We start from the raw sequence: 21600 nt of genomic DNA on the forward strand, positions 1-21600 counted from the left end.
ACTCCGCGGCCGACCTGCCCCAGTCGTCCCGAGTCCGCGCCGAAGTCGCTTTGGGCGGGCGGGCGTCCCCATTACCGTGCCCACATGACTCTTGTGCTGAACGACACCGTACGAAAGCTCCTCGACGCCCCGCACCCCGCTGTGCTCGCCACCCTCAACCCGGACGGCAGCCCGCAGAGTTCGGTGGTGTGGGTGACCCGGGACGGGGACGAGATCCTGATCTCCACCGAACGCGGCCGCCGCAAGGAGCGCAACATCGTGGGGGACCCCCGCATCGGCCTCACCGTCTTCGACCTGGCCAACTCCTCGCTCTACGCCGAGATCCGCGGCACCGCCACCGTCACCGAGGACATCGGCCGGGCCGTCGCCGTCCGCGTCGCGGAGGAGTACGAGGGCCCGGGCGCGGGCGAGGAGTATGCGAACGCCCCGGCCGAGAACGTCCGGGTCGTCATACGCCTCACCCCGGCCAAGGTGCTCGGCAGCGCGGCGCGCTGAAGCCCCCGCGGAAGGCCCCCTACGGAAGCCCCGGCCGCACCGCCGCCCAGGCGTCCACGGCCACCGCCAAGGGGTCGGTCGCCGCGAGGTACGGCCGGGCCGGGGCCATGCAGGGGATCAGGTTCTTGATCCGGCGCAGCCGCAGGATGGCGGGGCGCGGCAGGTCCCGCCATCCGGGGGCCTGCGCCGCCGCCTGCGCCGGGGTCAGCTCGAAGAGGGCCAGCACGTCCCGGCACAGGGCGGCGGGGTCACGGTCCGGATCCCCGTCCCCGCCGGGACCGAAGCGCTGGAGCAAGTAGTGCCGTACGTACGGCTGTTCCTCGGGACGGCCCAGCCGGTCGAGCGCGGCGAGCGCGATGCGGCCCCAGCGCAGCCGCACCCCGTCGGGCAGCCCCTCGTCCTGCATCCGGAACGTGGCCAGGGACCGCAGCTGCTCCGAATCCGGCTCCTCCAGCAGCGGGGGCCCGGTGGCCAGCCACGCCTCCAGCTCCACCAGCGCGTGCCCGGTCGGCGGTACGCACGTCAGCACCTGCCCCCGCGCGAGCAACGCGACCACGGGCCCCGTGAGGTGTACCTTCGCCACGTGCCCGGCGTCGAAGGATCCGACCGTGCGCCCGTACCGCTCGATCCCCCGCAGCCTGGTCCGCAGCTCGCCGGTCGCGTACACCTGCCCGGCCCGCGCCACTCCGCCGATGCACCGCACCACGCACACGCCACCCGTGACATCGGCCGCCTCGACGGCACACACCTGCAACTCCGCGAAGGACACCCCGCCCCACCCCTCTCCCGGCCGGGAGGCCCCGGGAGCCTCCGCGCGCGGTCACTTCCGGCTTCGGCGGCTCACCGCCAGGTGTTGGTGTCGACGATCCCCGCCGCCGCCCACGGAAAGCTCACCGGCCCAGGCCTCGGGCTTCACGAGCCGTGGGTTCGCCACCGCCCGCGCGCCCGCCACGTACGCGAGCCACCGCAGGTCCTCCCAGGCGAAGGAGGGCTCGCCCCACGTGTCCGTCCAGAGCCGCAGCACCCCGTTCCCCGTGGGCGCGGCCGTCAGGTCCCACCAGGCCCAGCCCCGGACCTCCAGGTCGGGATCGAAGCGCGCGAGCCAGTTCTGCAGCTCCCAGGGCGCACCGCCGGTATCTTCCCGTCCTCATCCCTCACGCGTCAGGGGACCCCGTCGGTTCCCTCAGGCCCCCTGGGCCGCCTCCAGGACCAGGCGGATCTCCGTGACCTCGTAGCCGGCCCGCGTGAAGGCGGCGGCCATCGGGACGTTCACCGTGTCCGTGGTGGCGGTGATGCGCTGGGCGCCCTCGGAGGCGTGGAAGCGGGTGATCTCGGCGAGGATCTCGTCGATCAGGCCCTGCCCGCGCTGTTCGGGGACGACGCCGAGGTAGCCGACGTTGCGGTGGTACGGGGTCGCGGAGGGGATCGCCATGCCGGCGAGGGTGCCGTCCGGGAGGTGGGCCAGGCGCCACCAGGAGCGCTCGCCGGGGCAGTCGAGGTAGAACTCGATGTCGTCGCGCGCCAGTTCCCCGGCGTCGATCGTGCGCAGCTCGTTCTGCGTGTGCAGGTCCAGGCTGCCGGCCGAGAGGCGGACGAAGGCGTCGAGGAACTCCTCGTCCGTGCCTTCGCGGAAGACGAGGCGGCCGGTGGGCTCGGCGGTACCGGCGGCGGGGGTCCACTCGAAGCGGAGCCGCTCGATCTCGCGGACCAGGCCGGAGGAGGCGGCGGCCTTCTGGCGCCAGGCGACCGCGTCGGCCAGGCCGTCCGGGGAGGTGCGCCAGTCGCGCGGCAGCGAGATGTTGTAGTCGGGGAGCTTGCCGAAGGCCTCGTGCCCGGCGGCGAGCAGTCCGGCGGCGACGGCGGCCGGGTCGGCCACGGAGCCGCGTACGTGGAGGCAGTCGAGCGCGATCGGGCGCTCGCTGTCGGCACGGCCCCACCACAGCGCGCGGGCCAGGATCTCGCCGTTCTCGTCCTCGGCGAACCAGGTCCACTCGGGGCGCATCTGGCCCGCGGCGAACTCTTCGCAGATCTTCTCGGGGGTGAGGGCGGGGACGGGGCCGTCGGCCGGGTAGGCGAGGGCGCGGTCCAGGTCGGTGGGGTCTGCTGTGACAGCGCGGAAATGCATTGGCCGATGATCACACCGCAGCGGAAACCCCCACAAGGGCATTTCGCCGCGTCGGAGCGGCTGCCGGGCGGCGTACCGGGACCGGCCCCCGGGCAGGTGCCAGGGGGCCGGTCCGGGCCGTCAGGACCAGGTGATCAGACGGCGGGGGTGCTCCAGGACGGCGGCGATGTCCGCGAGGAAGCGGGAACCGAGTTCGCCGTCGATGAGGCGGTGGTCGAAGGACAGCGCCAGGGTGGTGACCTGGCGGGCCTTGACCTTGCCCTTGTGGACCCAAGGCTGGAGCTTGATCGCGCCGACCGCGAGGATCGCGGACTCGCCGGGGTTCAGGATGGGCGTGCCGGTGTCGACGCCGAAGACGCCGACGTTGGTGATGGTGATGGTGCCGTTCTGCATGTCGGCCGGGGAGGTCTTGCCCTCGCGGGCCGTGGCGACCAGCGCGGACAGGGACCCGGACAGCTCGCCGAGCGTCTTGGCGTGGGCGTCCTTGATGTTCGGGACGATCAGCCCCCGGGGGGTGGCCGCGGCGATGCCCAGGTTGACGTAGTGCTTGAGCACGATCTCCTGGGCCGCCTCGTCCCAGGACGCGTTGACGTCCGGGTTGCGGCGGATGGCCACGAGGACGGCCTTGGCGATCAGGAGCAGCGGGTTGATCCGCAGACCGGCGAGGTCCGGGTCCTCCTTGAGCTCCTGGACCAGCTTCATCGTGCGCGTCACGTCGAAGGTGATGAACTCGGTGACGTGCGGCGCGGTGAAGGCGGAGCCGACCATGGCCTGGGCGGTGACCTTGCGGACGCCCTTGACCGGGATGCGGGTCTCCCGCGCGGATGCCTCGGCCGGGGCCTGGACCGCGGCCTGGACCGAAGCGGCCGGAGCCGGGGCCGCTGCGGCCGGGGCCGCTGCGGCCGGAGCCGCCGCCGGAGCCGCCGCCTGCGGGGTGATCGCGGCCGCGGCGGCCGCGTGCACGTCCTCTCGGGTCACGATCCCGCCCTCGCCGGTCGGGACCACGGCGGCCAGGTCGATGCCGAGGTCCTTGGCGAGCTTGCGCACCGGCGGCTTGGCCAGCGCCTTGGCGCTGGCGGCGCCGGAGGCCGTGCCGTTCTGGGCCGGGACCGCGACGGTCGGCGCGGCCGGGGCAGCCGCCTGGGCGGCGACGCCCGTGCCGTTCCGCGCGGCTACCGCCGCCTGCGGAGCCGCCTTGCGCGGGCGGCGCTTCGTAGAGGCCGTGGAGACTCCGTAGCCGACCAGCACGGGCTGGCGGGCCGCGGGAGCCTCCGGCGCCGCCTCGGCGGCCACCGGGGCCGCGGGGGCGGCCACGGCCTCGGCCGCTGCCGCCGCCGGAGCCTCGTCGGCCGGGCCCGTCCGGACCGAGATGATGACCTGGCCGACATCGACCGTCACGCCCTCCTCGAAGAGGAGCGCGTGCACGACGCCGTCGAAGGGGATGGGGAGCTCCACCGCCGCCTTGGCGGTTTCGACCTCGCAGACGACCTGGCCGTCGGTGACGGTGTCACCGGGCTGGACGTACCACTTGAGGATCTCGGCCTCGGTGAGGCCCTCGCCCACATCGGGCATCTTGAATTCGCGGATCGTCACAGGGCTCTCCTCAGTACGCCAGCGAGCGGTCGACTGCGTCGAGCACCCTGTCCAGGCCCGGCAGGTACTCGTCCTCCAGGCGGGCCGGCGGATACGGGGCGTGGTAGCCGCCCACCCGCAGCACGGGCGCCTCCAGGTGGTAGAAGCACCGCTCCGTGATGCGAGCGGCGATCTCCGAACCCACACCGAGGAACACCGGCGCCTCGTGGACGACCACGAGCCGGCGGGTGCGCTCCACCGACGCCTGCAGACCGTCGAAGTCGATCGGGGACATCGAGCGCAGGTCCACGACCTCCACCGACTTGCCCTCCTCGGCGGCGGCCGCGGCCGCCTCCAGGCAGACCTTCACCATCGGGCCGTAGGCCGCCAGGGTGATGTCGGTGCCCGAGCGCGCCACCCGCGAGCCGTGCAGCGCGTCCGGGATGGCCTCGACGTCGACCTCGCCCTTGTCCCAGTAGCGGCGCTTCGGCTCGAAGAAGATCACCGGGTCGTCGCTGAGGATCGCCTGCTGGAGCATCCAGTAGGCGTCGCTCGCGTTCGACGGGGAGACCACCTTCAGGCCGGGGATGTGCGCGAACAGCGTCTCCGGGGACTCCGAGTGGTGCTCGACCGCGCCGATGCCGCCCGCGTAGGGGATGCGGATGACGACCGGCATCTTGATCGTGCCGAGCGAGCGCGCGTGCATCTTGGCGAGCTGCGTGACGATCTGGTCGTACGCCGGGAAGACGAATCCGTCGAACTGGATCTCCACGACCGGCCGGTACCCGCGCAGGGCCAGGCCGATCGCGGTGCCGACGATGCCCGACTCGGCGAGCGGGGTGTCGATGACCCGCTCCTCGCCGAAGTCCTTCTGCAGTCCGTCGGTGATGCGGAAGACGCCGCCGAGCTTGCCGACGTCCTCACCCATGATCAGGACCTTGGGGTCCTCTTCCAGGGCCTTGCGCAGGGAGTCGTTGAGCGCCTTGGCGATGGTGAGCTTCTGTACGGCCATGACGGTCACTCCCCGCCTTCGAAGGACGCGAGGTAGGCGGCGAACTGCGCGCGCTCCTCGTCGACGAGCGCGTGCCCGTCCGCGTAGACGTTCTCGAAGATCGCCATCGTGTCGGGGTCGGGCATCGAGCGCACGACCTCGCGCACCCGCTTGCCGAGCGCCTCGCTCTCCACCTCCAGCTCCTCGAAGTACGCCTCGTCGGCGCCTCCGGTGGCCAGCAGGTGAGCCTTCAGGCGCAGGATCGGGTCCTTGGCCTCCCAGGCCGCCGTCTCCTCGTCGCGCCGGTACTTCGTCGGGTCGTCGGAGGTCGTGTGCGCACCCATGCGGTACGTGAACGCCTCGACCAGCGTGGGGCCCTCGCCCCGGCGGGCGCGCTCCAGCGCCCACCGCGTCACCGCGAGGCAGGCCAGCACGTCGTTGCCGTCCACCCGGACGCCCGGGAAGCCGAAGCCCTGCGCGCGCTGGTAGAGCGGCACGCGCATCTGGCGCTCGGTCGGCTCGGAGATCGCCCACTGGTTGTTCTGGCAGAAGAACACCACGGGCGAGTTGTACACGGCCGAGAAGGTGAAGGCCTCCGCGACGTCGCCCTGGCTGGACGCGCCGTCGCCGAAGTAGGCGATGACGGCCGAGTCGGCACCGTCCTTGGCCACGCCCATCGCGTACCCGGTCGCGTGCAGCGTCTGCGAGCCGATGACGATCGTGTACAGGTGGAAGTTGTTGGTGGTCGGGTCCCAGCCACCGTGGTTCACACCGCGGAACATGCCGAGGAGGTTGGTCGGGTCGACCCCGCGGCACCAGGCCACACCGTGCTCGCGGTAGGTCGGGAAGACGTAGTCGTCGTCGCGCAGCGCCCGGCCGGAGCCGATCTGCGCGGCTTCCTGCCCGAGGAGCGAGGCCCACAGGCCCAGCTCGCCCTGGCGCTGCAGGGCGGTCGCCTCGCCGTCGAAACGGCGGGTCATGACCATGTCGCGGTACAGGCCGCGCAGGTCCTCGGTGGTGATGTCGGCGACGAAGGGCGCGAATTCCGCGACGTCGGGATGGTCCGCGGCGTCGACCCGTTCCCCTTCGGGCGTCAGCAGCTGTACGAGCTGGGGCTCGGCGTTATGCGTCTTCGCGGTGGCAGCGGCGGGCTTGGCGGCGTTGGCCGTGCCGGCCGGCCGCTTGGTGCCGCTGCTGCGTCGCGGCTTGCGCGCGGCAGTGCTCTCCACGGTCACGATTGCTCCTCCGTCGGTCCGGCACCCGGGTTCTCCGGGGTCCAGTGCGGCTCACCTGTATCTCTGCCCGCGCACGGGGTGGGTGCGCTTCGGGTGTGGGATTCAGGCGTGACAGGTGCCCCGGCGAGTGCCCTGCGCAATGCACGTTACCCAGTGCGTCGCATAACTGCGAAACCCCGTTTGACCTGCGATTTTGCTTGGATTTCCAAGTAAATCGGCTGAAGCGGGAACAACCACTGGTCACAGCCTTGCAGGGGGCCGGAACAACGGCACGTTATCCCGGGCTTCACCTTCAGGGAAGAGTTTGAGTGTTTGAATCCTCGACCCCTTGTGCGACGCGTGTGCGGCGCGGTGCGCGTCCGCTATCCGGGTCCGGCCGGCCCTGGAGCCGCCCGCACGATTACCCCGGCGGCGGCAACATGTCAGCTTGCTCCGATTGCGCCCGCTCCGCCCTCAAAAGCGCCCCTTAGAGCACTTCGCCGCTAGGATGGACGCAGAAAGGAGCCATGCTCTTGACACGAGCGGCTCTTTTCTGCTGAGTCGCCGCCGGTGGTCATCCGGGGACGCACAACCACTCGGACGGGTAGTCGATGAGCGCACAAGACGGTCAGGCAAAGATCAAGGTTTTCCTCCTGGACGACCACGAAGTGGTGCGTCGGGGCGTGCACGAGCTGCTGTCCATGGAATCCGACATCGAGATCGTCGGTGAGGCCGGGACGGCCGCGGACGCGCTGGTCCGCATCCCCGCCACCCGCCCGGACGTGGCCGTTCTCGACGTCCGGCTGCCCGACGGCAGCGGCGTGGAGGTCTGCCGCGAGGTGCGCTCGCAGAACGACGACATCAAGTGCCTGATGCTCACCTCGTTCGCCGACGACGAGGCCCTCTTCGACGCGATCATGGCCGGGGCCTCGGGCTACGTACTCAAGGCGATCCGCGGCAATGAGCTGCTCAATGCCGTACGGGACGTCGCGGCCGGCAAGTCGCTGCTGGACCCCGTCGCCACGGCCCGCGTGCTGGAGCGGCTGCGCGACGGCAAGAACGGCAAGGGCGACGACCGGCTCTCCAACCTCACCGACCAGGAGCGCAAGATCCTCGACCTGATCGGCGAGGGCCTGACGAACCGCGTGATCGGCGAGCGGCTGCACCTCGCCGAGAAGACCATCAAGAACTACGTCTCCAGCCTGCTCTCCAAGCTGGGCATGGAGCGCCGCTCCCAGGCCGCCGCGTACGTGGCCCGCCTGCAGGCCGAGAAGCGGAACTAGGTCGTCTCTTTCGGATCTTGTCGGCCGAGCCCCCCGGGGCGACAGCCCCGCAGGTGACGCAGTGTGACGCCCCGTGGATGCCCTATTCCACGGGGTGCTCTGTTTGATTCGGGACCAACGTCCTCGATGTGTGGGGCGGGGTCCTCTTTTCCGGCGCCGTGTCGGTACCGGAAAGTGGGTGACATGTCCCCAGAGGAACTCCACGCCATCGAACTGCTGCGCCGCGTGCCGTACGGCCGAGTGGCCACCAGCATGCGCGCGCTGCCCTTCCTCGCCCTCGCCCGCCACATCGTGGTGAACGGCAAGGTCGTCCTGCGAATGCACGCCGGTTTCGGCTACCACCAGGCCTGCAATGGCAGCGTGGTCTCCTACGGCGCCGACAACTTCAATTCCCCGGATCCCCAGTTGTGGTCGGTGCAGTTCACGGGCACCGCGAACATCGTCGAACCCACCACCGCCGAACTGGAACTTTTCGGTCCGGGCCCGCACTTCGTGGACGGCGCGGTCTTCGACCCCGTGTACATGCGCATAGAACCCCAGCTCGTCACCGTCCACACCCTCGCGGGGAATCTGGACCGGCAGTACCAGCACGCGCTCTGAGGGATTGTCGTCCCCCGTGCGAACGGCCCGGCGGAATTCCGCCGGGCCGTTCGCATTACTCAGGGTTACCGACGCGGGGTCACTCTTCCACGTTCCGCGCGTCGGGGGTCACCGTCGAAGTCGGGGTCGGCGTCGGCTTCGGCGTCTTCGTCGCGGTCGGCGTCGGGGTCGGCGTCGGAGTCGGGGTCGGCGTCGGAGTCGGCGACGGCGACCAGCTCGGCGTGCTCTTGGTGCGCGAAGCCGACGGCGAGGTGCTGTCGTACGAGCGCGAGGACTCAGGGGTCCGCGACGACGTGTTCTCCGGCGTCGGGGTGCTCGCCCCGCCGCTGGGAGAGGCCGACGAGGAGGACGTGATCGGCGGCGTCGTGTTCGGATCGGCGCTCTTGCCGCCGATTCCGTTGACCGCGTACGCCGCGTACGCCACGCCCGCCGCGACCGCGAGGACCGCGAGGACCGCGAAGAGCCACAGCTTCCAGCGGCCGCCGCCGGCCCGGTCGTCGTAACCGTCGTAGCCGTCGTACCCGCCGTTCCCGCCCTGGCCGCCCGCGCCCCCGCCGGGGAAGGCCGAGCCGTCGTCCGGGTTCAGCGGCGGCACCATCGGCTGCTGGAACTGCGAGGTCGAGGCGTGCGCGCCGTACTGCGGCTGGCCTTGGCCTCCGGGCATCGGCATCGCCGTGGTCTGCGAGGGGCCGCGCCCGTGCGGCAGCGCCATCGTGACCGGGCCGGTGTTCCAGGTGCCGGTGTTCGATCCCTGGTCGTGCAGCATCTGCAGGGCGTACTGGACCAGCCCGCGCATCTCCTCGGCGCTCTGGAACCGGTCGTCCGGGTCCTTGGCCAGCGAGCGCATGACGAGCCCGTCGAGCTCCTGCGGGATCGAGTGGCCCTCGGGCAGCTGCGAGGGCGGGACCGGCGCGTCCTGGACGTGCTGGTAGACCACCGACAGCGGGGTCTCCCCGGTGAACGGGGGACGCAGCGCGAGGAGTTCGTAGAGCAGACAGCCCGTCGCGTACAGGTCGCTGCGGTGGTCCACGGCCTTGCCGAGGGCCTGTTCCGGCGACAGGTACTGCGGGGTGCCCATGACCATGCCGGTCTGAGTCATCGTCGACTGCGCGCCGTGCAGGGCGCGCGCGATGCCGAAGTCCATCACCTTGACCGCGCCGGCGTCCGTGATGATCACGTTGGCGGGCTTGATGTCACGGTGCACGATGCCGTGCTGGTGCGAGTACGCGAGCGCTTCGAGCACACCGGAGACGATGATCAGCGCCTGGTCGGGGCCCGGGGCCTCGGCGCTGATCAGCAGGTCGCGGATGGTGCGGCCCTCGACCAGTTCCATGACGATGTAGGGGACGACGTTCGGTCCGACCCGGTCCTCGCCCGAGTCGTACACGGCGACCACGGCATGGTGGTTGAGGCCGGCGACCGACTGCGCCTCGCGCGTGAAGCGGGCCTTGGAGACCGGGTCCTCGGCGAGGTCGGGGCGCAGCAGTTTGACGGCCACGGTCCGGCCGAGCCGGACGTCCTCGGCGGCGAACACCTCGGCCATGCCGCCGCGTCCCAGACGGTGGGTCAGCCGGTAACGGCCGTCTCCCACCAGGCCGCCCGCGCCCCAGTGCTCAGGACCTTCGGCCATCCCGGCGCCGCTTCCCTCGGGTTCGGGTGCCATCAGTCCTCACCGTCGTCTGTCTCGGCCGCCGCTCAGCGGTAGGTCCTCGTCGTGTGCTCCGATGAACGCTACAGCCTCGCAACCGGTCACCGTTCGGACAAGGACCCCGCGCGGCACCTTGTGGTCACGGAACGGGCACCCGGCTTGACGTGTGCTTGCCCTCCGGCAGACTGGGCGCGACATGCGCTCAGCCGGACGCGTAGGGACACATCCCGAGGGGAAGCAACAGTCATGAGCCAGGACGGCACTCAGGGCCAATACGCGGGCGGCTCTCTTGCCGGTGGCCGTTACCAGCTAAGGGATCTGCTCGGCGAGGGCGGGATGGCTTCCGTGTACCTCGCCTACGACTCCGCGCTCGACCGGCAGGTCGCGATCAAGACGCTGCACAGCGAGCTCGGACGCGAGCAGTCCTTCCGCGAACGCTTCCGCCGCGAGGCCCAGGCTGTTGCGAAACTGTCGCACACCAACATCGTCTCGGTGTTCGACACCGGCGAGGGCGTGGTCACCTTCGCCGACCCCGGCCGGGACGACGGCGCGGTCATGCCGTACATCGTCATGGAGTACGTCGAGGGGCAGCCGCTCGGCTCCGTCCTGCACGGGGACATCACGCAGTACGGGGCCATGCCGGCCGACAAGGCGCTGAAGGTGACGGCCGACGTGCTGGCCGCCCTGGAGAGCAGCCACGAGATGGGGCTGGTCCACCGCGACATCAAGCCGGGCAACGTCATGATGACGCGGCGCGGCGTGGTCAAGGTGATGGACTTCGGCATCGCGCGGGCCATGCAGTCGGGGGTCACCTCGATGACGCAGACCGGCATGGTCGTCGGCACCCCGCAGTACCTCTCCCCCGAGCAGGCGCTCGGCCGGGCCGTGGACGCCCGCTCCGACTTGTACGCGGTCGGCATCATGCTCTTCGAGCTGCTGACCGGGCGGGTCCCCTTCGTCGCGGACTCGGCGCTGGGCATGGCGTACGCGCACGTGCAGGAGGACCCGGTCGCCCCGTCCTCCATCAACCGCTCCGTGACCCCGGCGATGGACGCCCTGGTGGCGCGGGCCCTGAAGAAGAACCCGAACGAGCGTTTCCCCACGGCGGCGGCCATGCTCGACGAGGTGGCGCGAGTGGCGGGCGCCGGGCAGACCGGGGCCCCGGTCATCGTCCCCGGCTCGCACCCGACCAACAGCGGTGCCGGGCTCGGCTCGGCCGTGTTCCCGCCGGTGGAATCCGGCCTCCAGGCCCCGCCGCACTCGCTGCAGCAGCCGTACCAGGCCCCGCAGACCCCGACGCCGTACTCGTACGCGCCGGCCCCGCCGCCCGCGCAGACGCCCGCGCCGGGCTCGTACGGGTACCCACAGCAGCACCAGACGCCGGCTCCGCAGCCGTACGCGGCGTCGACCCCGCCCCCGTACTCGATCTCGCCGCAGGGCGGGCAGCACGTGCAGGGGCAGACCGGCGGGGGCGCCGCCGGGAAGAAGAACACCCCGCTCGTGGTGGGCGCCGTCGTGGTGGCGCTGCTGGCCATCGGCGGGCTGATCGCCGTGCTGAACATGGGCGGCGACAAGAACAAGGGCGGGACGGCGACCCCGGGCTCCTCGACGTCGCCGTCCGGTCCGGCGAAGACCGGGCACAAGGGGCCGGACCTCTCCCGCACGATCGACGCCTCGAAGTGCAAGGAACCCTCGAAGGACTTCAGCGACGCGACCAAGGTGCGGGCGCCGGACTTCCGGTACATGAACCAGGTCTCGGTGAAGGCGTGCATCCGGGCCGGCGGCTGGAAGTACGAGGAGAAGCCCCGGGACGAGGCGGTCTACGGCGAGGGAACGGTCATCGAGCAGCAGCCCGCCGGCGACGACAAGATCGACCCGAAGAACACCACCTTCACCCTGTGGATCTCGACGGGCAACCCGGAGTGACGCGGCGGGCCGCAGGCGCGGAGCGGTGACGCGGGGGCGGTAACACGTTGTGGTGAAGGGGAGTTCGCCCGGGTGGTCCCGGTTCTGATACATACGCGCAGGACAGACCGCCGAACCTCCGGGAGTCCTCTTGCCGAACCTCGCCCGCGTCCTGACCGGCGCCGCCGCCGCGGTGGCGGCCGGCCTGCTCGCCGTCTCGCCCGCCTCGGCCGCCAGGCCCTCGTCGAGCTGCGACACCACCGGCGCCTACGGCAGCGCCGACTGGACGTGGCTGGACGGCTCCGCCATCATCCACGTCACCCTCACGTCGGTGGACACCGCCGACGACTCCCGGGTCGCGGCGGTCCAGCTCTACACCCTGGACAACGCCGGCCACTCGCACGAATGGCCGTGGCGCTTCAACAAGGGCGGGGCCGGGAGCAGCCGCACCTGGGAGACCGACCTGCGGGACGGCCGGGGCATCGTGCGCGTCGGAGTGCACGCGGCGGCGTTCAACGACGCGGGCTACCGGACCCTGTGCGGGTCCGGGTCCGTGCGCAACCCGTACTTCTGATCGGGCCGGTGCCTGCGGCCGGCTCCCCAGGGCCGGTCGCTCACGGCCGGCTCCACAGGGCCGGTCGCTCACGGCCGGCCGACGCGGCCATCCCGTACGGCCCGTACGGGATGCCGGTTTTGTCCCGTTGTGCAAATCTGAGTGCGTGACATACGCCCGCGCGCTGCGCTGGACCGCCGGGGCCGCGATGGTGACCGCCTCGCTGCTGGCCACGGCGCCCGCGCACGCCGGTCCCGCGCACGCCGCCCGCACCGCCGCGCCGTCGTACGCGGACGACGCCGGCGACCCGGCGGACCCGGTGTTCGAGGAGCTCGCCGGAAGCGCCGCCGGGGCCGGTCGGGAGCGGCCCGGGCTGCCGGTGTCCGAGCCCGCCAACCCCGAGGCCGTGGTCGTCTCGCGCCCCGTGCCGGTGCGCCCGCGCCCCGAGCCCGCCCCGCCGGATCCCCTGGCCCTCTCCGTGCCGGCGGTGGCCGGCGCGCTCGGCACCGAGCCGAACGAGCGCGCCGCCGATCTGGCCGCGCACATGCTGCCCCTCGGAACGGGGTTCGCCCTGATGGGGACCGGTCTCGGCTTCATGGGGATGCGACTGCGCCGAGGGCGCTAGACCCCGCCGAGAACCCGCCCCCGGGCCCGCCCCGGGTCCCTCCCGAGACGTACGGAGCCCCCTCCTCCCCCTCGCGGCGTAGGCCTCAAGATGGTTGCGGCGAGGGGCATACTCGGTATACATACTGAGTATGTCGATCCGCCACGGCCTTCTCGCCCTGCTGGAACGGGGCCCTCGGTACGGCTCCCAACTCCGCACCGAGTTCGAGTCCCGCACCGGTTCCACCTGGCCGCTCAACGTCGGGCAGGTGTACACCACCCTCGCGCGCCTGGAGCGCGACGGCCTCGTCGCCCCCGGCGGCGAGGACACCGCCGGGCACACCCTCTACGCCATCACCGAGACCGGCCGCCGCGAACTGCGCGAGTGGTTCGAGCGCCCCGTCGACCGGGCCAACCCGCCCCGCGACGAACTCGCCATCAAACTCGCCATGGCCGTCGGCGCCCCCGGCGTGAACATCCGCGCCGTCATCCAGGCCCAGCGGCACGCCACCGTCCACGCCATGCAGGACTACACCCGCCTCAAAGCACAGGCGCTCACCGCCATCGAGACGGGGGGCGGCAGCGAACGCGACGACATCGCCTGGCTGCTGGTCCTGGAACAGCTGATCTTCCAGACCGAGGCCGAGGCCCGCTGGCTCGACCACTGCGAATCCCGGCTCGTACGGCTCTCCGCGAACCGCGAGCTCGCACCGGCCGAGGCCGAGCCACCCGAGGGCCGCGGCCCGGGCGGGCCCGCCGAGGCCACCACCACTGCCATCTCGACCACGACCACCGACCGGCCTCTGCCCCGTACCGCCCGCACGCGGCGGGGCTGAACAACCGCACCACGTCCCAGGGGGGACCCTTCATGCCCGACCAGCCCGTATTGCAGCTGGACCAGCTCGTCCGCACCCACGGCAGCGGCGCCACCGAGGTGCACGCCCTGCGCGGGATCAACCTCAGCGTGTATCCCGGCGAACTCGTCGCCGTCATGGGCCCCTCCGGGTCCGGCAAGTCCACGCTGCTGACCCTCGCCGGCGGACTCGACACCCCGAGCAGCGGCAAGGTGATCGTCGAAGGCACCGACATCACCACCGCCAGCCGCAAGCAGCTCGCCGCCCTGCGCCGCCGCAGCATCGGGTACGTCTTCCAGGACTACAACCTGATCCCCGCCCTCACCGCGGCCGAGAACGTCGCCCTGCCGCTCGAACTCGACGGCGTCTCCGCCCGCAAGGCCCGCGTCTCCTCGCTCGCGGCCCTGGAGGAGATGAACCTCGGGCAGCTCGCCGACCGCTTCCCCGACGAGATGTCCGGCGGGCAGCAGCAGCGCGTGGCCATCGCCCGCGCCCTCGTGGGCGACCGCCGCCTCGTCCTCGCCGACGAGCCGACCGGCGCCCTCGACTCCGAGACCGGGGAATCCGTACTCGCCCTGCTGCGCTCGCGCTGCGAGGCCGGCGCGGCCGGAATCCTGGTCACGCACGAGCCGCGCTTCGCGGCGTGGGCCGACCGCGTGGTGTTCCTGCGCGACGGCAGCGTCGTCGACGAGACCCTGCGCAGCCAGGCCGACTCCCTGCTCACCGGGCAGGCGGCCGCTCAGTGATCGCTTCGTACCACTCCTGGATCGCGGCCATCCGGATAGCCCGCCGCGACGCCTGGCGCTCCAAGGGCCGCAGCGCCCTCGTCCTCGCCATGATCGCCCTGCCCATCGTCGGCGTGAGCGCCGTCGACCTCACCGTGCGCAGTTCCCAGCTCTCCGCCGAGCAGCGCATGGAGCGGCTGCTCGGCGCAGCCGACGCCAAGGTGAGCGACCCGGAAATGAGCACGGCGCTCTACCAGAGCCCCGACGCCCAGAATTACGCCCCGGTCGGCGGATTCGACAAGTACGACCCGTCCGTCGGGGCCGGGCGGGACGAAGTCACCAAGCCCGCGCCGGAACTCCCGGCCGGCGCCCAGGCCGTCAAGGACAGCCTGTCCTACGGGAAGGTCCGTACCCGGTACGGGATCCTGGAGACCGAACTGCGGGAAGTGGACCCTGCGCACCCGCTGGTCAAGGGGCTGTGGAAGCTGGACCGCGGCCGGCTGCCGCAGGCGGCGGGCGAGGTCATGGCCACCAACGCCTTCCTGGAGGAGTCCGGTTACTTCGTCGGCTCCAGCGTGACCCCGCGCGAGTCGACCACCTCGTACAAGATCGTGGGCGCCTACGAGATGCCCGACGCGCTGAAGCGGCCGCAGCTCCTCGCGACGGCCGGCACCCTGATCGCCCCGCTCGACCGGGACCTGAAGGCCGCCGGCAGCCAGGGCCTGCGCGCACGCGACGACTATCTGGTGAAGGTCGGCGGCGACGGTTTCACGTGGAACATGGTCATGCAGGCCAACGCCAAGCGGCTGCTCGTCGAATCGCGCGCCGTCCTGCTGAACCCGCCGGCCGACTCCGAGGTGCCGCTCTACAAGGAGCAGCCCAATGACCAGTGGCGGCCCGGCGCCGTCATCGGAGCCACCGAACTCGCCATCGTCTCCACCGTCGTCGGCCTCGCCATGCTGGAGATCTGCCTGCTGGCCGGACCCGCCTTCGCGGTCGGCGCCCGGCGCTCGCGCCGCCAGCTCGGCCTGGTCGGCGCCAACGGCGGCGACCGGCGGCACATCCGGGCCATCGTGCTCTCCGGCGGCCTCGTCATCGGCGCCGCGGCGGCCGTCAGCGGCACCGTCATCGGCGTGGCCCTCACCATCGGGCTCCGGCCGGTGCTGGAAGACACGATCGGCAAGCGCTTCGGCGGCTTCGACGTCCGCCCGCTGGAACTCCTCGCCATCGGCCTGCTCGCCGTCCTGACCGGGCTGCTGGCCGCCATCGTCCCGGCCGTCACCGCCTCCCGGCAGACCGTGCTCGCCTCCCTCACCGGCCGTCGCGGCGTGCGCCGGGCCAACCGGGTGCTGCCCGTCCTCGGCCTGCTCGCCATCGCGGGCGGCGCCGCCATCGCCCTGTTCGGCACCGTGTCCGGCATGGGCTCCACGGTGGTCGCCGGCGGCAGCGCCATCGCCGAGCTCGGCGTCGTCGCCCTCACCCCCACGCTGGTCGGCCTGTTCGGGCGGGCCGGACGGTGGCTGCCGCTCTCGCCCCGGCTCGCACTGCGCGACGCCGTCCGCAACCGGGGCCGTACGGCACCCGCCGTGGCCGCCGTCCTGGCCGCCGTCGCCGGCACCGTCGCCGTGGCCACGTACCAGCACAGCAAGGAGATCCAGGCGCGGCACGAGTACGTCGCCGAGCTGCCCTACGGGACCGGGCTGATCGAGACCAACGAGAACTCCGCCTTCCGGGACGTCACCCAGATGCGCGAGGCCCTATCGAAGGAACTCCCGCTGGCCGTACGGGCCGACGTGGAACGCCCCGCCGTCGGCAAGCCGGGCTGTTCCACGTACTCCTCCAGCCCGGACTGCGGGCGGGCCGAGATCGTCATCCCGAAGGAACAGCGCTGCCCCCTCTTCACGGCCGAGAACGGCCCCAGTTCCTTCAGCCTGGAACGACAGAAGGAGCTGCGCAACGACTGGCGGTGCAAGGACCAGCGCTTCGGCGTCCGGGCCCCCCTGGTCGTCGCCGACGAGAAGCTGCTCTCCGTCCTGGCCGTCGAGGATCCGGCTGCGGTGTCCGCGCTGAAGGCGGGCAAGGCCGTCTCCTTCAAGAAGCAGAACGTGCTCGACGGCAAGGTCACCGTCCGGCTGATCATGGGCCGGGACGGGGGCTCCGCGGCCCCCGGTGATCCGGAGCCCGGCGAGGACAAGGTGTTCGCCACCCACCAGGCACCCGAGACGGCGAACGGCTACGGCGTGGAGCTTGTGCTGCCGCCCTCCGCCGCGAAGAGCGCCGGAATCGCCACCGCCCCCTTCGGCTCGTACTTCACCCTCGACGGTGAGGCGAGCTCCGAGCAGCGCCAGCGGCTGGACGGTGCCCTCGACAAGATGGGCCTGGACGCGTCCGTACGGATCGAGAAGGGCTACGAGGGCGACGACAGCCTGGCCATGCTCGCCCTGACCGTCTTCGCGGGCCTGGTCACCATCGGCGCGGCCGGCATCGCCACCGGACTGGCCCAGGCGGACGCCGAAGGCGACCTGAAGACCCTGGCGGCGGTCGGAGCGCCGCCGCGGGTGCGGCGCACGCTCAGCGGCTTCCAGTGCGGGGTGGTCGCCATGATGGGCGTCGTCCTCGGCTCGGCGGCCGGGATCCTGCCCGCGGTCGGACTGCGCCTCACCGAGCGGCGGGCCATGGCCGACATGGTGCGGTCGGGCATCGAGAACGGCTACGCGGCGGCCTCCGAGGCCGTGCCGTACGTGCCGATCGCGGTGCCGTGGACCACGCTGGCCGGGCTGCTGGTCGCGGTACCGCTGGGCGCGGCGCTGCTGGCGGCCCTGGTCACCCGTTCCAGCGGGGCGCTGGCGCGGCGCGAGGTCTGACGCGCGACGGCCGCCTGCGGCCGTGCACGGGCGGCGCATTGGTGCCCCCGCACAGGGTGGATCACGCCTGTGCGGGGGCACACCGTGTGAAAGCGAAGGTGTGCGAGAGAATGACGGCATGGAGATGCCGAGGAGTGAACGGTCGCAGGACAGCCCCCCGCACGGCCTGATCGTGGGGCAGGACGGGATGCCGGTCGGCGGCGCCGATGACGAGTCGCGCGAGGTCCCGGTGACGGAGATGGTCGAACAGCCCGCCAAGGTCATGCGGATCGGCAGCATGATCAAGCAACTCCTGGAAGAGGTACGCGCCGCACCTCTGGACGAGGCCAGCCGGGTCCGTCTCAAGGACATCCACGCCGCGTCGGTGAAGGAGCTGGAGGACGGTCTGGCTCCCGAGCTCGTCGAGGAACTGGAGCGGCTCTCCCTGCCCTTCACCGAGGAGGCGATTCCCTCCGAGGCGGAACTGCGGATCGCCCAGGCCCAGTTGGTGGGCTGGTTGGAGGGCCTGTTCCACGGCATCCAGACGGCCCTGTTCGCGCAGCAGATGGCGGCGCGGGCCCAGCTGGAGCAGATGCGCCGCGCTCTGCCTCCCGGTTCCTCCCACGAGGACGACGAGGACGGCTCCCACGGCGCGATCCGCTCGGGCCCCTACCTCTAGGCCCTGCCCAGGCCCTGCTACCGAACCGAACGAGGCCTCCGGGGCCGCACGCACCCTCAGGGGCGCGGGCGGCCCCGGAGCCGTTCGGGGCGCAGTCCCGGGGGCCGCGGAGTGCGGGCGAAGTCCGGTCTCACAGCGGGCCCGTAAGGACCCGGTAAACGGCGGAACCCGTCCGCAACGCGGCCCCCGCATACTCGGGGCATGACCTACGACGCCATCGTCCTGGCCGGCGGCGCCGCACGGCGGCTCGGCGGGGCCGACAAGCCCGGCCTCCTCGTCGGCGGCCGCCCGCTCCTCGACCGCGTCCTCGACGCCTGCGCCGACGCGGCCACCACCGTCGTCGTCGGCGGCCGCAGGCCGACGGCCCGGCCCGTGCGCTGGGCCCGCGAGGAGCCGCCCGGCGGAGGCCCCCTCGCCGCGCTGGACGCCGGGCTGCGGCACACCACGGCCGCGCTGGTCCTCGTACTCTCCGCCGATCTGCCGTTCCTGGACGCGCGGACGGTACGCCGGCTCCTCGACGCGCCCGGCGCCGACGGGGCCGTGCTCCGGGATCCGGACGGCCGCGACCAGCCCCTCGTCGCCGCGTACCGCGCCGAGCCGCTGCGCCGGGAAATCGCCCTGCTGGCCACCGAGCACGGCTCCGTGACCGGCCTCCCGCTGCGCGCCGTGACCGCCGAACTCGACCTCGCCCACGTCACCGCGGCTGCGCCACTCGCCTCCTTCGACTGCGACACCTGGGACGATCTCGCCGCCGCTCGCGCCCGGATCAGGGAGCATGGAACCGTGCTGGAATCATGGATCACCGCCGCCAAGACCGAGCTGGGCATCGATGTCGACGTCGACACCAAGACCCTGCTCGACCTCGCCCGTGACGCCGCCCACGGCGTCGCCCGGCCCGCCGCACCGCTGACCACCTTCCTGGTCGGCTACGCGGCGGCCCGCGCCGAAGCCGCCGGCGCCGACCCCGCCGAGGCCGTCGCCGAGGCCTCCGCCAAGGCCGCCGACCTGGCCCTGCGCTGGGCCGCGGAAGCCGCCGAGACCGCCGGCGCCGAGGGCACCGCCGCCGAAGAGACTGGATCCGGATGACCGCCGACACCGACGCCGACGCCGACGCGGACACCACCGCCGCCGCCACCGACGCCGCCTCCGACGCCGACCGGGCCCTCGACCAGGCCCTGGCCCTGGTCAGCCGCAACCCGGACGGCGGCGGCCACCGCGCCGCGCCCTGGCTCCGGGCCCGGCAGACCGCCGTCCGCGCCGGGACGGCGGCCCCGGTCCGCAGCCACCGGGTCCCCCTGGCCGCCGCGCTCGGCGAGGTCCTCACCCAGCCCCTGACCGCCCTCGGCGACCTGCCCTCCTTCGACACCTCCGCCATGGACGGCTGGGCCGTCGCCGGACCCGGCCCCTGGACCGTCCGCCCCGGCGGCAGCGCACTGGCCGGCTCCGAGCGCCCCGCGCCCCTCGCGGACGGCGAGGCCGTACGGATCGCCACCGGCGCCCGGATCCCCGCCGACACCACGGCCGTGATCCGCAGCGAGCACTCCCGCGAGGCCGGCACCCAGCTGCACGCCGAGCGGCCCGTCGCCACCGGCCAGGACATCCGCCCGCGCGGCCAGGAGTGCCGCTCCGGCGATCTCCTGCTGCCCTCCGGGTCCCTGGTCACCCCGGCCGTCCTCGGCCTGGCCGCGGCCGCCGGGTACGACGAGCTCACCACCCGGCCCCGGCCGCGCGTCGAGATCCTGGTGCTCGGCGACGAGCTGCTCACCGAAGGCCGCCCGCACGACGGCCTCATCCGGGACGCGCTGAGCCCCATGCTGGGCCCCTGGCTGACCCGGATCGGCGCCGAGGTCGTCTCCGTACGGCGGCTCGGCGACGACCGGGCGGGCGCCGAAGCACTGCTGCGGGCCGTCACCACCTCCACCGCCGACCTGGTCGTCACCACCGGCGGCACCGCCTCCGGCCCCGTGGACCACGTACACCCCGTGCTCGCCAAGGCCGGCGCCGAGCTGCTCGTCGACGGGGTCGCCGTACGCCCCGGGCACCCGATGCTGCTGGCCCGCCTCGGCGGCCGCGCCGACGGCCGCCACCTGGTGGGCCTGCCCGGCAATCCGCTCGCCGCCGTGTCCGGGTTGCTGACGCTCGCCGAGCCGCTGCTGCGCGCCCTCGCCGGCCGCGGCACGCGCCCCCGGTACGCGGTGCCCGTGCAGGGCGACGTACCGGGCCATCCGCACGACACCCGGCTCGTACCGGTCCGGCTGACCGACGAGCACGCCGTACCGTTGCGCTACAACGGCCCGGCGATGCTGCGCGGGGTGGCCGCCGCCGACGGGCTGGCCGTCGTACCGCCGCACGGGGCGCGCTCCGGGCAGGACCTGGAGATCCTCGATCTCCCGTGGGCTTCGGGGGGATGTTTCACGTGAAACTGCACGGCTCGGACGCGATGGCCCGCGGCGCCGACGAGAAACTCGTCTCGCGGCGCATCAAACTGCCCAGACGGGAAGTCGAGAAGCCGCTGCGGCAGGTCACGCGGCGGCTGCTGATGGCGCTGTTCGTGATGTGCCTGACGGTCCTGATCGTGTGGATCGACCGTGCGGGCTACCACGACAACGCCAACGAGAAGGTCGACTTCCTCGACTGCGTCTACTACGCGACCGTCACCCTGTCGACGACCGGCTACGGCGACATCGTCCCGTACAGCGACAGCGCGCGGCTGGTCAACGTCCTGCTCATCACGCCGCTGCGCGTCCTGTTCCTGATCATCCTGGTCGGAACCACCCTGGAAGTCCTCACCACCCGCACCAGGGAAGAGTGGCGGCTGAAACGCTGGAGGAAGAACTTGCGCGACCACACGGTCGTCGTCGGCTTCGGTACGAAGGGCCGCTCGGCCCTCCAGACGCTGCTGGCCACCGGCCTCTCCAAGGAGCAGGTCGTCATCGTCGACCCCAGCTCCAAGGTGATCGACATGGCCAGCGCGGAAGGCTTCACGGGGGTCGTCGGCGATGCCACGCGCTCCGAAGTGCTGCTGCGAGCCGAACTGCAGAAGGCGCGTCAGATCGTCATCGCCACGCAGCGGGACGACACGGCGGTACTGGTCACCCTGACGGCCCGCCAGCTCAACCGCGGCGCGAAGATCGTGGCGGCCGTCCGGGAAGAGGAGAACGCGCCGCTGCTGCGCCAGTCGGGCGCGGACGCGGTCATCACGAGCGCGAGCGCGGCGGGCCGGCTGCTCGGACTGTCGGTGCTCAGCCCGAGCGCGGGCACCGTGATGGAGGACCTGATCCAGCAGGGCAGCGGCCTCGACCTGATCGAGCGTCCGGTCACCAGGTCGGAGGCCGGCAAATCGGTCCGGGACACCGCCGACCTCGTCGTCAACGTCCTGCGCGGCCACCGCCTGCTCCCGTACGACGATCCGCACGCGAGCCCGCTCCAGCTGACGGACCGTCTCATCACCATCGTCCGCGCGGCCCCGCCGACGTCCCCGCCGGTGATACTGGGATCGGCCGAGTAGCT

At 72.4% G+C, this 21600-nt stretch carries 19 protein-coding genes; 13 read left to right on the forward strand and 6 right to left on the reverse strand.

Annotation, left to right across the window (positions count from 1 at the left end):
• Positions 1-84: 84 nt before the first annotated feature.
• Positions 85-495, forward strand: coding sequence for a PPOX class F420-dependent oxidoreductase (locus tag J7F03_RS04215; RefSeq protein WP_214947265.1), 411 nt, complete (start codon positions 85-87; stop codon positions 493-495).
• A gap of 19 nt (positions 496-514) precedes the next feature.
• Here J7F03_RS04215 and J7F03_RS04220 read toward each other — a convergent pair whose 3' ends face one another.
• The 5 genes from J7F03_RS04220 to pdhA form a co-directional block, all read right to left on the reverse strand.
• Entirely contained in the window at positions 515-1264 is a 750-nt protein-coding gene (locus J7F03_RS04220; RefSeq protein WP_214947266.1) for a hypothetical protein, read from the reverse strand.
• A 414-nt stretch (positions 1265-1678) separates the two neighbouring features.
• The gene (locus J7F03_RS04225; RefSeq protein WP_214947267.1) at positions 1679-2620 is read right to left on the reverse strand and encodes a GNAT family N-acetyltransferase; all 942 of its coding nucleotides are present in this window, start codon (positions 2618-2620) and stop codon (positions 1679-1681) included.
• Positions 2621-2740: 120 nt separating this feature from the next.
• Positions 2741-4192 carry a dihydrolipoamide acetyltransferase family protein gene (locus J7F03_RS04230; RefSeq protein ID WP_214947449.1) on the reverse strand — a complete coding sequence of 484 codons (1452 nt, stop codon included), beginning with the start codon at positions 4190-4192 and terminating at the stop codon, positions 2741-2743.
• A gap of 31 nt (positions 4193-4223) precedes the next feature.
• Positions 4224-5204, reverse strand: coding sequence for an alpha-ketoacid dehydrogenase subunit beta (locus tag J7F03_RS04235; protein WP_214947268.1), 981 nt, complete (start codon positions 5202-5204; stop codon positions 4224-4226).
• A 5-nt stretch (positions 5205-5209) separates the two neighbouring features.
• Positions 5210-6418 (reverse strand): pyruvate dehydrogenase (acetyl-transferring) E1 component subunit alpha, encoded by a 1209-nt coding sequence (gene pdhA, locus J7F03_RS04240; RefSeq protein ID WP_214947269.1) that lies wholly within the window; start codon positions 6416-6418, stop codon positions 5210-5212.
• A gap of 590 nt (positions 6419-7008) precedes the next feature.
• Here pdhA and J7F03_RS04245 point away from each other — a divergent pair.
• Together J7F03_RS04245 and J7F03_RS04250 are read left to right on the forward strand one after the other, a co-directional pair.
• On the forward strand, positions 7009-7680 hold the full coding sequence (locus J7F03_RS04245) for a response regulator transcription factor (RefSeq protein WP_214947270.1): 672 nt from the start codon (positions 7009-7011) through the stop codon (positions 7678-7680).
• Between the two features lie 183 nt (positions 7681-7863).
• Positions 7864-8280 (forward strand): pyridoxamine 5'-phosphate oxidase family protein, encoded by a 417-nt coding sequence (locus tag J7F03_RS04250; RefSeq protein ID WP_214947271.1) that lies wholly within the window; start codon positions 7864-7866, stop codon positions 8278-8280.
• 79 nt (positions 8281-8359) lie between these two features.
• On the opposite strand, the gene J7F03_RS04255 is transcribed toward J7F03_RS04250, so the two are convergent.
• Positions 8360-9943 carry a protein kinase gene (locus tag J7F03_RS04255; RefSeq protein WP_214947272.1) on the reverse strand — a complete coding sequence of 528 codons (1584 nt, stop codon included), beginning with the start codon at positions 9941-9943 and terminating at the stop codon, positions 8360-8362.
• Positions 9944-10174: 231 nt separating this feature from the next.
• Here J7F03_RS04255 and J7F03_RS04260 point away from each other — a divergent pair, with 231 nt between their 5' ends.
• From J7F03_RS04260 to J7F03_RS04305, 10 genes are all read left to right on the forward strand, one after another.
• Entirely contained in the window at positions 10175-11854 is a 1680-nt protein-coding gene (locus J7F03_RS04260; RefSeq protein ID WP_214947273.1) for a Stk1 family PASTA domain-containing Ser/Thr kinase, read from the forward strand.
• Between the two features lie 130 nt (positions 11855-11984).
• Positions 11985-12407, forward strand: a complete 423-nt coding sequence (locus J7F03_RS04265) for a hypothetical protein (protein ID WP_214947274.1) — start codon at positions 11985-11987, stop codon at positions 12405-12407.
• Between the two features lie 145 nt (positions 12408-12552).
• The gene (locus J7F03_RS04270; RefSeq protein ID WP_214947275.1) at positions 12553-13011 is read left to right on the forward strand and encodes a hypothetical protein; all 459 of its coding nucleotides are present in this window, start codon (positions 12553-12555) and stop codon (positions 13009-13011) included.
• 130 nt (positions 13012-13141) lie between these two features.
• Positions 13142-13825 carry a PadR family transcriptional regulator gene (locus J7F03_RS04275; RefSeq protein ID WP_214947276.1) on the forward strand — a complete coding sequence of 228 codons (684 nt, stop codon included), beginning with the start codon at positions 13142-13144 and terminating at the stop codon, positions 13823-13825.
• A gap of 32 nt (positions 13826-13857) precedes the next feature.
• A complete protein-coding gene (locus J7F03_RS04280; RefSeq protein ID WP_214947277.1) occupies positions 13858-14589 on the forward strand; it encodes an ABC transporter ATP-binding protein in 732 nt (243 codons plus the stop codon).
• Complete coding sequence (locus J7F03_RS04285) at positions 14586-17432, forward strand: FtsX-like permease family protein (RefSeq protein ID WP_214947278.1); 2847 nt, start codon at positions 14586-14588, stop codon at positions 17430-17432. Before J7F03_RS04280 ends, J7F03_RS04285 begins: the two co-directional genes overlap by 4 nt.
• Before the next feature lie 118 nt (positions 17433-17550).
• A complete protein-coding gene (locus tag J7F03_RS04290) occupies positions 17551-18090 on the forward strand; it encodes a bacterial proteasome activator family protein (protein WP_214947279.1) in 540 nt (179 codons plus the stop codon).
• A gap of 201 nt (positions 18091-18291) precedes the next feature.
• Complete coding sequence (locus tag J7F03_RS04295; RefSeq protein ID WP_214947280.1) at positions 18292-19176, forward strand: NTP transferase domain-containing protein; 885 nt, start codon at positions 18292-18294, stop codon at positions 19174-19176.
• On the forward strand, positions 19173-20510 hold the full coding sequence (locus J7F03_RS04300) for a molybdopterin molybdotransferase MoeA (RefSeq protein WP_214947281.1): 1338 nt from the start codon (positions 19173-19175) through the stop codon (positions 20508-20510). The genes J7F03_RS04295 and J7F03_RS04300 overlap by 4 nt, the downstream gene beginning before the upstream one ends.
• On the forward strand, positions 20498-21598 hold the full coding sequence (locus J7F03_RS04305) for a TrkA family potassium uptake protein (RefSeq protein WP_214947282.1): 1101 nt from the start codon (positions 20498-20500) through the stop codon (positions 21596-21598). The genes J7F03_RS04300 and J7F03_RS04305 overlap by 13 nt, the downstream gene beginning before the upstream one ends.
• Positions 21599-21600: the final 2 nt, after the last annotated feature.

The organism is Streptomyces sp. ISL-43 (genome assembly GCF_018614195.1).
Taxonomy (GTDB): Bacteria; Actinomycetota; Actinomycetes; order Streptomycetales; family Streptomycetaceae; genus Streptomyces.